This window comes from Phaeobacter sp. JH20_34 (assembly GCF_048056095.1).
Taxonomy (GTDB): Bacteria; Pseudomonadota; Alphaproteobacteria; order Rhodobacterales; family Rhodobacteraceae; genus Phaeobacter; species Phaeobacter bryozoorum.
Map to the genome: position 1 here is coordinate 177,572 of NZ_JAYMWT010000021.1, position 13,497 is coordinate 191,068.

A 13,497-nucleotide genomic window follows, 5' to 3' on the forward strand; every position below is an offset into this window, starting at 1 on the left:
ATGGCCAGCCGCAGGACCAGCGCGCCGACGCTGCTGTTTCACCTCTACCGTGGCGTCACTGCGCTGCTGGCACCATTCGCGTTTCGCAAGGTGGCGGGCAAGCTCGCCGACCATGGCGTTTCTCCCACACGGCAGCGCGAGCGTCTGGGCTATGCCAGCCAGCCGCGCCCGACCCCACGCGGACCGGACGGCAGGCCTGCGCCTCTGCTTTGGTTGCACGGGGCATCGGTCGGTGAAAGCCTCGCAGCGCTCAGCCTGGTTGACAAACTGGCCCCACGGCTGCCCGGCGCGGAGTTTCTGCTGACCTCCGGCACCGCCAGCTCGGCTGAGATGATGGCTAAGCGTATGCCCGCCAACTGTCGCCACCAGTTCGCCCCGCTGGATGCCACCGCCCCGGTCGATCGGTTCCTGCGCCATTGGCAGCCCGATGCAGCGCTTTTTGTCGAAAGCGAGCTTTGGCCGGTAACGCTCCATGCCGCTGAACAGACTGCTGTGCGGCTCGCGCTGGTCAATGCCCGCCTCTCGGCCCGGTCTGTGGCGCGGTGGAAATCGAAACCGGCCACCGCGGCGTTTGTGATGCAGAAGTTTGATCTGCTGCTCAGCCAGAACCCGCAGATGGGGGAAAGCCTGATCGAGCTGGGCGCCGCACCGGACAAAGTCCATCCCAGCGGCAACCTCAAGGCCGGTTCCGCTCCACTGCCCGTCGATCAGGCGGCCCTTGATGCGGTCCGCGCAGAGCTTGGCGAGCGCCCGCTCTGGGTGGCCAGCTCCACGCACCGGGGCGAGGAAGAGACCGTGATCGCCGCGCATAAGGCGCTGCTGGCCGAGGACCCGGACATCTGCCTGCTGCTGGCCCCCCGCCACCCGGAACGAGCCGAGGACATCATCGCGCTGATCGAGCAGGCAGGCCTCAGCGTTGCGCGCCGTAGCGCCGGTCAGCCGCTGACAGCGGATACCCAGGTCTATCTTGCCGACACATTGGGCGAAGTCGGCACCTGGTATGCGCTGTCGCCCATCGTGTTTCTTGGTGGCTCCCTTGCGCCCATCGGCGGCCATAACCCCTTTGAGGTGGCACAGGCAGGCGCTGCCGTGATCACGGGTCCGGGATACTCCAACTTCGCCGAGACCTATCCGCCGTTGATCAGCGCGGGCGGCGCGGTCGAGGTCAATGATGCCAAGGGGCTAGCAGGTGCCGTAAGCCACTGGATGGTTGATGATGCCGCCCTCAACGCAGCGCGCAACGCGGCGCGGGGCGTGGTCGCGGCACAGGCGGCAGCGCTTGATGGCGTGGTTGATCTGCTGATCGACAATCTGGCGCTGTCGCCCGCCAGCCAGCCCCATTGAACGGGACCCGCAGATGGCCGACCTTCTTGTCACCAATTTCAATCGCAACTTCACCGGCGTCTCGGCAACCGCCGCCAATGTGATCCGTCAGCAGGCGGGCCGCTATGATATGGCGCTGGTCGGACGCCCCCTGCCCGGCTGCCCGGACCCCATCAGCATCGCCGCTGCCCGCGCGGCCTCACGCAGGCATGATCCCGCCAAACCCTTTGCCATCTGGCATGTGAGGCGCAACACCGAAATGCGTGCGGCGATCTGGGCACGCGACGTCCTGCGCCTGCCCATCCGCATTGTCTTCACCTCGGCGGCGCAGCGGCGCCACTCGGCCTTTCCGCGCTGGCTGATCTCGCGCATGGACGCTGTGATCGCAACCACCGAGGCCGCAGCGGCCTATGTCCCGCATGTCCGCGCGGTGGTGCCACATGGCGTCGATACAGATCTGTTCACACCGGCGGAAAACCGCAGTTCCGCCTGGGCCGCGATGGGGTATGGAGGCCAGCAGGGGATTGCCACCATCGGGCGCATTCGCCCCGAGAAGGGCACCGATCTATTCGTGGACGCCATGCTGCGCCTGCTGCCGGATCACCCCGGTCTGGTGGCTCTGGTGGTCGGCCGCGCCGCGCGGGAGCATCAGGGCTTTCTGAAGGGACTGCAGGCCCGGATTGCGGCGGCTGGCCTTGGCGATCGCATTCTTTTTCCGGGTGAAATTCCGGCTGGCGATCTGCCGCGTGTGATACGGGCGCTGTCCTTGGTGATGCAGCTGCCGCGCTATGAGGGCTATGGCATGGCTCCGCTGGAGGGGCTGGCAAGCGGCGTCCCCTTTGTCGGGTCAGACACAGGCTACTACCGCGCGTTCTCCGCACAGGGAACGGTTGGGACGGTGGTGCCGCTGGGAGCTGCCGAGGCCGCGGCGGCAGCGGCAGATCGCCTGCTGTCGACACCCGATCAGCTGCTGGATTTCGGGCGCGCCGGGCGTGACCTCGCGGTAACGGCCTTTAGCGCAAGCGCCGAGGCCGATGGGATTGACGCGGTCTATCAGGACCTCTGGTCCGCAGGCTGATCCAGCTCCCCTCCCCCGGCGAGAACGCAAATTGCCTGCCCCGATGGGACAGGCAAGCAGGTCACCGACTGGATGACGGGCTGATCAGGCAGCAGGCATGCGCTGCTCGACGATTTCGGCCCACCAGCTACAGCCCGCCGGGATCGCCTCATCGTTGAAGTTGTACTCCGGGTGGTGCACGGCGGCGGTATCGCCGTTGCCGACCAGAATATAGGCACCGGGGCGCTCTTCCAGCATGAAGGCAAAGTCTTCGCCCCCCATCACCAGCGGCGCGTCATCGCAGCTGCCGGAGATGTCGCGGGCCACTTTGGCTGCAAATTCGGTCTGTTCTTCATGATTGACCATCACCGGGTAGCCGCGGTGATAGGTCACCTCAGCCGTGCCGCCATAGGTCGCTGCCACACCGGCACAGATCTCTTTGATGCGCTTCTCCGCAAGATCCCGCATATCGCCCGACATCGTACGCACGGTGCCTTTGATCTGGACACTCTGCGGGATCACATTGAACGCCTTGGAGGAGGTTTCAAAGGAGGTTACGGACACAACGATCTGATGCACCGGGTCTGCATTGCGCGAGGCGATGGTTTGCAGCGCCAGCACCGCCTGCGCCGTCATCACGGTGGTGTCGATGGTTTCCTGCGGCTTTGCGGCATGGCCACCGCGCCCTTCAAAGGTGATGTCGAACTGGTCCGTCGCTGCAAAGAAAGCACCCGGGCGGATCGCAAAGGATCCAACCGGCCGACCCGGCCAGTTATGCATCCCATAGACCTCCTGGATATTCCAGCGATCCATCATGCCGTCGTCGCACATTTCCTTGCCGCCGCCGCCGCCTTCTTCGGCGGGCTGGAAGATCACCACGACAGTACCGTCGAAATTGCGGGTCTCAGACAGGTATTTGGCCGCCCCCAGCAGCATCGCAGTATGGCCGTCATGGCCACAGGCATGCATCGCGCCATCGGTTTTGGAGGCATAATCCAGACCGGTCTGCTCATGGATCGGCAGCGCGTCCATATCGGCGCGCAGACCGATGACCTTGCCGGAGCTGTCAGACTTGCCCTTGATCACGCCCACAACACCGGTCCGGCCAATGCCGGTGACAATCTCGTCGCAGCCGAATTCTTTCAGCTTCTCAGCGACCAGAGCGCTGGTGCGATGGGTCTCGAACAGGATTTCGGGGTTTTCATGAATGTCACGGCGCCAGGCGGTGACTTCCTCTTGCAGTTCGGCAAAGCGGTTCTTCACAGGCATGATAATATCCTCTTTTTTGCTCAATGCGCCGACCGTCATGGTCTGCGCCGTATTCGGGTAATTGGATCAGGGCGCAGCGCGCCTGCCCGTCAGGGCAGCGGCAGCCGCTGCTCAATCAGGGTGACAAACCAGCTGCATCCGCTGGGAATTGCGTCATCGTTGAAATCATAGGCCGGGTGATGCAGCCCAGCAGAGGGACCATTGCCGACGCGGATCATCGCACCGGGGCGTTCCTCCAGCATAAAGGAGAAGTCCTCGCCCCCCATCGCCAGGGGCACCTCCGCGCAACGACCGGCCACAGCAACCGCAGCCGCATGGGCATATTCGGTTGCGGCAGCGTCATTGATGGTCACCGGCACGCCGTTCACGAACTCCACCTCCGCCGAACCGCCAAAGCTCTGCGCGATACCGGCAGTCACCGCGCGCAGCCGTTCCTGGATTTGCGCCCGAACGTCCGGAGAATGGGTGCGAATGGTGCCCTTTACCTCGGCCCGGTCGGGAATGACGTTATAGGCCTTCGATGACGTTTCTGCCGAGGTGACCGATAGAACTGCCTGCATCACCGGATCGACGTTCCGCGACACGATGGATTGCAGGGCGGTGATCAGCTGACACATCATCACCGTGGTATCGACGGTTTCCTGCGGTTTGGCAGCATGGCCGCCGCGCCCCTGAAGACGGATGATAAACTCGTCGACCGATGCCAGAATTGGGCCGGGCCGCAGCGCGAATTGGCCCAGCTCCAGCCCCGGCGAATTGTGGATGGCATAGACTTCGTCGATGCCGAAACGGTCCATCAGCCCATCCTTGCACATGGCCTCCGCACCGTTGCCGCCCTCTTCTGCGGGCTGAAAGATCACCACCGCCGCACCATCGAAATTGCGCGTCTCCGCCAGATATTTCGCAGCCCCGAGCAACATCGCAGTATGACCGTCATGGCCGCAGGCGTGCATTGCCCCGTCGATCTTCGACGCATGTGGCAGGCCGGTATCCTCCGCCATAGGAAGTGCATCCATATCGGCCCGCAGGCCGATCACGCGGCCCTGCGTGTCGCTGCGCCCCCGGATCACCCCGACAACCCCGGTCCTGCCAATACCGGTCACCACCTCGTCGCAGCCAAAGGCCCGCAGTTTCTCGGCAACCAGCGCGCTGGTGCGGTGCGTCTCATACAGAATTTCGGGGTGCTGGTGGATATCCCGACGCCAGGCGGTGATTTCAGCGTGCATTTCGGCAAAGCGGTTCTTCACGGGCATCGGATAATCCTCAGGCTGCGGGCAGACGTCGTTCGACCAGTTCGGCAAACCAGCTACATCCGAGCGGAATTGCCTCATCGTCGAAATCATAGGCCGGGTGGTGGCACATGGCGGTGTCCCCATTGCCGAGGAAGATATAGGCGCCCGGACGTTCTTCCAGCATATAGGCGAAGTCTTCGGAGGGCATGATCGGGTCGGTGTCATCGCTGACCTTGGCCGCAACAGCGCGCGCGGCCTCAACCGCGTATCCGGTCTCAGCCTCAGTATTTACGGTGACCGGATAGCCCGGCGTCCAGATGACCTCGGCATGGGCGCCATAGGCAGAGGCGATATCCTCGGCAATGCGGCGCACACGGGTCTCGGCCTGACCGCGGCACTCCGTTTCCAACGTCCGCACCGTCCCCTGCAGACGCGCAGTATGGGCAATGACATTAGAGGCGGTACTGTCTGTCTCAAATGTGCCAACGGTCAGCACCACACGTTTCAGCGGGTCGATATTGCGCGCCACGATAGACTGGAGCGAGACCACGATCTGTGCCGCGACCAGCGTGGTATCAATCGCCTCATGCGGGGTTGCTGCATGGCCGCCGACCCCAGTCACCCTAATCTCGAACTCATCGGAGGAGGCAAGCAGAGGCCCGGACCGGATGGCAAATTCGCCCACAGGAATCCCCGGAGCATTGTGCAGGCCATAGACTTCCTGAATGTTCCAGCGATCCATCATGCCATCGTCACACATCGCCTTGCCCCCGGCGCCGCCTTCTTCGGCGGGCTGGAAGATCAGCACAACCTTGCCGTCGAAATTGCGGGTCTCGGCCAGGTATTTGGCGGTGCCGAGCAGGATAGAGGTATGACCATCATGGCCACAGGCGTGCATCAGCCCCGGTGTCTGCGACGCATAGTCCAGCCCGGTCGCCTCGGTGATGGGAAGCGCGTCCATATCCGCGCGCAGGCCAATGACCCGGCCAGAGGTGTTCGCCCTGCCCTCGATCACAGCGACAACCCCGGTGCGGCCAATCCCGGTGGTGATGTCTGTGATGCCAAAGCTGCGTAGCTTTTCCTCGACGAAGGCCGCTGTCTTATGCACCTCATAGAGCAGCTCGGGCATCTGATGCAGGTGACGTCGCCAGCCGGTGATTTCGGCGTGCATTTCGGACAGGCGATTCTTGATCGGCATGGGTGTCTCCCTACACTTGATCCGTCGTTCCCCAACCGCACCGCTGGCTGATGCGCACTGAGCCTGCACCTGGGCGATGCGCGTTCAGTCAGGCAGTGCAGACCGGCGACAGCGCTAACCTCCGGGGTCTGCGGCCACTCTCTGCCAGAAAAGTTGCCTTATCAAGTATCGACGTGCAAGCAGATCTCCTTAGGCCGCGATCAGCCCAAACAGCTGCCGCCGACGCGCCGTTGTTCTGGGCTCAGGATGCCAGCCGGTCGACCAGCTGCTGCATGAAGTGGTGGCCAGCGTCGAACTGCGACACCTCGATATATTCATTGGGCTGATGGGCCTGGGCAATGTCACCCGGGCCACAGATCACGGCGGAATAGCCCGCCTCCTGAAACTGTCCGGCCTCGGTGCCATAGCTCACCACATGGGTGCCATTATCCCCGGTGAGCGAGCGCACCAGCGTCTCTGCCTCGCCCTCGACCTCGGGGACCAGCCCCGGAACGTTGAATTTCTTGCTGACGTCGATGCGGGTGTCGGGATGGATCGCCTGCATCTCCGCCTCAACCTCACGCACCCTGGCCAGATAGGCGGCCTCCCAGTCGGCGGCAGATTCGCCCGGCACCACGCGGAAATCCATCACGAAGCGACAGTCCTTTGCGGTGATATTATGCGCGGTTCCGCCGTTGATCATCCCGACATGGCAGGTGGTAAAGGGAGGCGTGAACAGCGCTGCAACCTCATCCGGCGCCTTGGCCATATTCTCGGCATTGCGGGCATTGGCCCAGTCGATCAGCCGGGCGCCCTGCATGATGGCGCTGACACCGGTGTGCATGAGCGAGCTGTGCACCTCAAAACCCACCAGATGGGTGCTGTAGCCGATCCCGCCCTTGTGCCCGGTCACCGGTCGCATCACCGAAGGCTCACCAACGATGACACAGGATCCTTTTGGCAGGACCTCCTGCATCGCGACAATCATGGGCGGCGCGCCGGTGCATCCGACTTCTTCGTCAAAGCTGAGCGCCAGCTGCAAGGGCCGCGCGACGCCGCGATAATGGGCGGCCACCAGCGCCCAGATCGCCAGCGCGTCAAAGCCTTTCATATCGCAGGTGCCGCGCCCGTAATACTTGCCATCCCGCTCGACCACGGTGAAGGGATCGCTGTCCCAGGGCTGGCCTTCGATGGGCACCACATCCGTGTGCCCCGAGAGCACAACAGCCCCCTCGACCTCGGGGCCAACATGGGCAAAAACCGCCGCTTTATGCGGCTGCTCGGGATCGACCCAGCGATGCGCGGTGATGCCGTGGCGTGCCAGATAGCCCTCAACCCAATCCACCAGCGGCAGGTTGGTTTCGCTGCTGACAGTGGGAAAGGAGATCAGCTTGGTCATGATCTCCAGCGGGCTGAGCTGATCTGCCATACCCTTAGTAGCCGCTGTCAGTCGTCAGAACGAAATGCCCCGGTTCCACCTCGATATATTGCGATGGCTCCGGCTCGTAGTTCAGATCATGGATCGGCGATGGGATCGGTTTGAAATTCAGGTCCTTCTCCGATTTGCGCTGATTTGGATCGGCAATCGGCACCGCCTTCATCAAGGCCTGCGTATAGGCGTGCTGCGGGTTCTCAAAGACCCGCGCCCGCGGTCCCAGTTCCACGATACGGCCAAGGTACATCACACCGACCTGATGGCTGACCCGTTCGACCACCGCCATATCGTGACTGATGAACAAGAAGGACAGGCCCAATTCTGATTGCAGTTCCATCATCAGGTTAAGCACCTGCGCCTGCACCGACACATCCAGCGCCGAAACGGCCTCATCCGCGACAATCAGTTTCGGGTTGAGCGCAAGCGCGCGGGCGATGGCAATGCGCTGCCGCTGACCGCCGGACATTTCGTGCGGATAACGGCGCATGAAGCTGCGCGGCAGATGCACCCTGTCGAACAGATTGGCGACGCGGTCCTGCAATTCGGAGCCGGAGGCAAGCCCATAGTTGCGCATCGGCTCCGCCACCTGATCCAGCAGCTGCATCTGCGGATTGAGCGAGGCAAAGGGATCCTGAAAAATCATCTGCATATCAAGGCGCGCCTTGTGCAGCTCCCGCGGGTTCAGACCCAGAATATCGCGCCCTTCAAATTCCACCGACCCGGACAGCGGCTCCACCAGCCGCAGGATCGACCGCCCGGCAGTGGACTTGCCGCAGCCGGATTCCCCGACCAGCGACAGCGTCTGCCCTTTGAACACCTTGAAGGAGACATCCTCCACCGCGTGAACATTGGCTATGGTGCGGCGCAGAACGCCGCCTTTTACCGGGAAGCGGGTCACCAGGTTGCGCACCTCCAGCAGCACCTCGTCGCTGCCCTTGATCGGCTTGATCTCCTGCTGTTCCACACCCATCAGCTTCATCGGCTCCGGGTAGTCCTTGCCGCGCATCTCGCCCAGTTTGGGAACGGCGGCCAGCAGCGCCTTTGTATAGTCGTGCTGCGGGTTCTCGAAGATTTCGGTGACGGTGCCTTCCTCGACCTTGTTGCCGCGATACATGACAACAACGCGATCCGCCATCTGCGCCACGACGGCCATGTCGTGGGTGATGAACATCACCGCAGTGCCGGTCTCGCGCTTCAGTCGGTCCATCAGCGCCAGGATCTCGGCCTGGATGGTCACATCAAGCGCGGTTGTCGGCTCATCCGCGATCAGCAGGCGCGGTTCGCAGGCCATGGCCATGGCAATCACGACCCGCTGGCGCATACCGCCGGACAGTTCGTGTGGATATTGTTTCAGGCGGCGCTCCGGCTCGGGGATCCGCACCTCACGCAGCAGTTCCAGCGCACGGGCCTCGGCCTGTTTCTTGTTGAGGTTCTTGTGGATCCGCAACCCTTCGGTCAGCTGACGGCCAACGGTGAACACCGGGTTGAGCGCGGTCATCGGCTCCTGAAAGATCATCCCGATCTCATTGCCGCGAATCTGTTTCATCAGCGCCTGATCGGTCTTGCCGAGGTCGACCTCCTCGCCGTCGCGACGGTCAAACAGCAGCTGCCCCGAGGTAATGTCGCCGCCGCCGAACTCAACCAGCCGCATCAGCGACAGCGAGGACACTGATTTGCCGGACCCGGATTCGCCAACGATGCAAACGGTTTCGCCGGGATTGATGTCAAAGGAGACATCCTTCACCCCCACAACCGGACCGTCCTTTGTCTGAAACTCCACCCGGAGTCCCTTAATTTGCGCGATTGGTTGATCCAGCACCGTGACGTCCCCTTCGTGTTCTTCTTTTTCGATGGCGTTAACAGAAATGTGTACGCACCTGCGTTGACCCCGTCAAACCCACCTCCTAACCCTGCGCGATTTTTTCTCCGACGGAAGTCTTGCAATTTGGCAGGAGTCTGTATTCGATACCTTCAGTGCAGCCACGCCTGCCTCCGGTTGCAAGCCATGATCGCGGTAACGTGATCGCAGCCATTGCCCGGCAGATAGCGCGTGCTCAAACGCACAGACCGCAGTGATGTGGCAAATCTCCGGGGCGCCAAAGCCCCGGTCATAAAGAAGGCACATACGTGTCCGACAAGGAGTGAATTATGAAAATCAAGACCCTTTTGCTGGGTGCAATTGCGTCAGCCGCGCTTGCTCCCGCAGCCTTTGCCGAACGGGGATCCGACGGCCAGGTTAACATTATTTATTGGCAAGCGCCCTCGATCCTGAACCCCTTCCTTTCGGGTGGCACCAAGGATGTGGAGTCCGCCTCCCTCGTGATCGAGCCGCTGGCCCGCTACGACCCGCAAGGTGAGATGGTTCCCTACCTGGTTGAGGACATTCCCACCGTCGACAATGGCGGCGTGAGCGAAGACCTCACCTCGATCACCTGGAAAATCAAACCCGGCATCCTGTGGTCCGACGGCACGCCCTTCACCGCGAATGACGTGAAATTCACCGCCGAATACTGTATGCACCCCGAGGGCGGCTGCGCGCAGGTGACCAAATTCGAAGGTGTCACCAATGTCGAGGCCGTTGACGATCTGACCGTCAAGGTCACCTTCGACAAGCCGACCCCCTTCCCCTATGGCCCGTTTGTCGGCGGCGAAAGCCCGATCATTCAGGCGGCACAATTTGCCGAATGCCTGGGCGCCAAGGCACCTGAGTGTACCGAAGCGAACTTTGCCCCGATCGGCACCGGCCCGTTTGTCGTGGATGAGTTCAAGCCCAACGACGTGATCACCATGTCGGCCAACAACAACTACCGCGACCCGGCCAAGCCGGCCTTTGCCAAGCTCCTGTTCAAAGGGGGCGGCGACGCAACTGCTGCGGGCCGTGCGGTGATGGAAACCGGTGAATTCGACTACGCCTGGAACCTTCAGCTGGCGCCCGAAGTGGTCGCCCAGATGGAAGCCGGCGGCAAAGGCGTGCCAGTTGCTGGCTTCGGCCCGCTGGTCGAACGCATCATGCTGAACAACACCAACCCCGATCCGGCACTTGGCCCGGATGAGCGTTCGGTGATCCGCCCGCATCCGTTCCTCAGCGATCCTGCGGTCTACAAAGCCATGTCGATGGCCATCGACCGCCCGCTGCTGGTGGAAATCGGCTATGGCAAGGCTGGTAAGGTCACCTGTAACTGGGTACCGGCACCTGCGGCCTTCAACTCCGACTCGATGACCTGTGACACCCAGGACATCGCAGGCGCAAACGCCATGCTGGACGAAGCAGGCTACAAGGACACCAATGGCGACGGCGTACGGGAAACCCCCGATGGCAAGCCGATGAAGATCCTGTATCAGACCTCGACCAACGCTGTGCGTCAGGACTTCCAGGCGCTGATCAAACAGTGGTGGAGCGAAATCGGCATCGAAACCGAGCTGCGCAACATCAACGCATCCGTCTTCTTCGGTGGTGATCCGGGTTCCCCCGACACCTTCCAGAAGTTCTATGCTGACGTCGAAATGTACGCCAACACCTTCAATGGCACCGATCCGCAGTCCTACCTGGGCAACGGTCTGTGCGACAAGGCACCGCGTCCCGAGACCCAGTGGCAGGGCGAGAACATCTCCCGCTTCTGTGACGAAGAGTTCGACAAGCTGCACGCAGAGCTGGCGCAGACCGCAGGTCTGGAAGCCCGCGCGGAAATCGCCAAGCGCCTGAACGACATCATTGTCGAAAAAGGTGGCATGATTCCGCTGGTGCACCGTGGTCGCCTCTCCGCGCGCTCCAACACCCTTGGCGGTGTGGATCTGAACGTCTGGGACAGCGAACTGTGGAACGCCGCTGACTGGCACCGCACCGAGTAAGCAGCGTCAAACGCCTGCAGAGGCCCCGGTTAACGCGCTGGGGCCTCTTGCCATTCACGTCCGAATGACGTCATTGCGTCGGCCAGAAATGGATCTCAGGCAAAAGACCGCCCAGTTCCACCCCATTCTTCCAATTGCAAAGGCGCCTACTGGATGCTGACCTTTACAATCAGACGCCTTGTCCTGTCGGTACCGACGCTTCTGTTCATCAGCCTGGTGATCTTCCTGCTGCTTGAACTTGCGCCCGGTGACCCGATGGCTCAGGTCCCTCTGACCGTCCCCCCCGAAGTCAAAGAAAAGATGCGCGAAGCGCTTGGCCTTGGCCAACCCGCGCATATCCGATTCTGGAAATGGATCGTGCAGTTCTTCTGGATCGAACCTCAGGTTCTGATCGATTATTATTTTGGCACCAGCTTCTCCGCAGGTGACCTGCGGGTGATCTCCTGGCAGACCCGCTCGCCGGTGATGGATATCGTCGTGCAGCGTATTCCCCAGACCCTGTGGGTCGTGGGCACCGCCTATCTGGTCGCCATCGCCATCGCCCTGCCCATCGGCATCTATTCGGCCTATCGCCAGTATAGCTGGTTCGATCAGGTCGGCACATTTGTGTCGATGGTGGGTTTCTCGGTGCCGCCCTTCTTCTCCGGCGTACTGGTGATTGTGATCTTCTCGGTCCAGCTGGGCTGGTTCCCATCGATCTACGACACCACTCATGTTGTGAACAGTTGGGAGTCTTTTGTTAAGCAGCTGCAACAGATGATCATGCCGGTCATGGTGCTGGCGCTGCAAATCACCGCACAGCTGAGCCGGTTCATGCGGGCCTCGATGCTGGACAACCTCAATCAGGATTACGTCCGCACCGCCCGCGCCAAGGGCCTCAGCGAATATGTGGTCGTCATGGTCCATGTTCTGCGCAACTCGATGATCCCGGTCGTGACCGTGATCGCGCTGGGGATTCCGTCGATCTTCGGTGGCGCCATCATCACCGAACAGGTGTTCAAGGTGAACGGCATCGGCCAGCTGCTGATCGGCGCGATCGAGGCCAACGACCTGCCGATGGTGCAGACGCTGACCTTCATCTTTGCCGTGCTGATCGTGCTGTTCAACCTGATTGCCGACGTGCTCTATGGCATTCTAGACCCGAGGATCCGCTATGACTGATAAGGACCGTCTGGTGCCCGACGAAGGGATTGTGCCCGCCTCGACCGCGCTACCTGCGGCAGGCGTGATCGAAGAACTGGACCAACCGCCCCGCAGCCAGTGGCTGGATGTGTGGGATCAGTTCAAGTCACACAAGGGCGCCATGCTTGGCGGGGCATTGTTCCTGCTGATCGTACTGGCCGTCTATCTCGGCCCGTTTTTCTGGGACATTGATGCCACCCGCATTGATATCCGTGCCCGCAACCAGAGCCCAAGCTGGGCGCATCCTTTTGGCACGGATCAGCTGGGGCGTGACATGCTGGCCCGGATGATGGCAGGCGGCGCGACCTCGGTCTCCGTTGGCCTGACCGCGATGCTTCTGGCGCTGTTCCTCGGCTCATTGGTTGGCGTTCTCGCAGGGTTCTTCAAACGTCTCGACGGACCGTTGATGCGCCTGACCGATCTGTTCCTGGCGCTGCCGCTGTTGCCGCTTCTGCTGGTGATGATGCTGTTGTTCCGCGAGCCGCTGAACGCCGCCTTCGGCCCGGAACAGGGGATCTTTATCCTGATCGTGGCCTCGATCGGCATCACCAGCTGGATGCCCACCGCGCGGATCGTGCGTGGCGATGTCCTGGCGATCAAGGAACGGGAATTCGTTCTTGCGGCCCGCTCCATCGGCACCACCAACAGCAAGCTGATTTCGCGGCACATCCTGCCCAACGTGCTGTCACCGATCATGGTTTCGGCCACGCTGGGGATTGCAACCGCGATCATCACCGAATCCGCCCTATCCTTCCTCGGCCTGGGCTTCCCGCCTGATTTCCCGACATGGGGGCGTCTGCTCTACGATGCGACGGACTATCTCCAGCAATACCCGGAGCGGGTGTTCTGGCCCGGTATGGCGATCTCTCTCACCGTGCTGAGCGTGAACTACCTCGGCGACGGTCTGCGCGACGCCTTGGACCCACGGATCCGCGGGCGCTGACCACACCAGAGATGTGAGGCCCGAACGGCT

10 protein-coding genes are annotated in these 13,497 nt (G+C 62.0%); 5 read left to right on the top strand and 5 right to left on the bottom strand.

What is annotated here, in order from left to right; all coding sequences use genetic code 11:
• Together VWZ81_RS15475 and VWZ81_RS15480 are read left to right on the top strand one after the other, a co-directional pair.
• On the top strand, window positions 1–1,344 hold the full coding sequence (locus VWZ81_RS15475) for a 3-deoxy-D-manno-octulosonic acid transferase (protein WP_416543635.1): 1,344 nt from the start codon (window positions 1–3) through the stop codon (window positions 1,342–1,344).
• Between the two features lie 13 nt (window positions 1,345–1,357).
• Window positions 1,358–2,401 (top strand): glycosyltransferase family 4 protein, encoded by a 1,044-nt coding sequence (locus VWZ81_RS15480; RefSeq protein WP_416543634.1) that lies wholly within the window; start codon window positions 1,358–1,360, stop codon window positions 2,399–2,401.
• An 84-nt stretch (window positions 2,402–2,485) separates the two neighbouring features.
• Here the strand turns inward: VWZ81_RS15480 and VWZ81_RS15485 are convergent, their stop codons facing one another.
• From VWZ81_RS15485 to VWZ81_RS15505, 5 genes are all read right to left on the bottom strand, one after another.
• On the bottom strand, window positions 2,486–3,649 hold the full coding sequence (locus VWZ81_RS15485) for a M20 aminoacylase family protein (RefSeq protein ID WP_340545096.1): 1,164 nt from the start codon (window positions 3,647–3,649) through the stop codon (window positions 2,486–2,488).
• 89 nt (window positions 3,650–3,738) lie between these two features.
• Complete coding sequence (locus tag VWZ81_RS15490) at window positions 3,739–4,902, bottom strand: M20 aminoacylase family protein (RefSeq protein WP_416543633.1); 1,164 nt, start codon at window positions 4,900–4,902, stop codon at window positions 3,739–3,741.
• 10 nt (window positions 4,903–4,912) lie between these two features.
• The gene (locus VWZ81_RS15495) at window positions 4,913–6,079 is read right to left on the bottom strand and encodes a M20 aminoacylase family protein (protein WP_416543632.1); all 1,167 of its coding nucleotides are present in this window, start codon (window positions 6,077–6,079) and stop codon (window positions 4,913–4,915) included.
• Window positions 6,080–6,320: 241 nt separating this feature from the next.
• Entirely contained in the window at window positions 6,321–7,487 is a 1,167-nt protein-coding gene (gene argE / locus VWZ81_RS15500; RefSeq protein WP_416543631.1) for an acetylornithine deacetylase, read from the bottom strand.
• 4 nt (window positions 7,488–7,491) lie between these two features.
• A complete protein-coding gene (locus VWZ81_RS15505) occupies window positions 7,492–9,312 on the bottom strand; it encodes an ABC transporter ATP-binding protein (RefSeq protein WP_340545092.1) in 1,821 nt (606 codons plus the stop codon).
• A 329-nt stretch (window positions 9,313–9,641) separates the two neighbouring features.
• Between VWZ81_RS15505 and VWZ81_RS15510 the strand changes: the two genes are divergently transcribed.
• The 3 genes from VWZ81_RS15510 to VWZ81_RS15520 all read left to right on the top strand — a co-directional run bounded on the left by VWZ81_RS15510 (window position 9,642) and on the right by VWZ81_RS15520 (window position 13,467).
• Entirely contained in the window at window positions 9,642–11,342 is a 1,701-nt protein-coding gene (locus VWZ81_RS15510) for a peptide ABC transporter substrate-binding protein (RefSeq protein WP_416536791.1), read from the top strand.
• 153 nt (window positions 11,343–11,495) lie between these two features.
• Window positions 11,496–12,503 (top strand): ABC transporter permease, encoded by a 1,008-nt coding sequence (locus VWZ81_RS15515; protein ID WP_416536790.1) that lies wholly within the window; start codon window positions 11,496–11,498, stop codon window positions 12,501–12,503.
• Entirely contained in the window at window positions 12,496–13,467 is a 972-nt protein-coding gene (locus tag VWZ81_RS15520; protein WP_416536789.1) for an ABC transporter permease, read from the top strand. The genes VWZ81_RS15515 and VWZ81_RS15520 overlap by 8 nt, the downstream gene beginning before the upstream one ends.
• The last annotated feature ends 30 nt before the right edge of the window (window positions 13,468–13,497 follow it).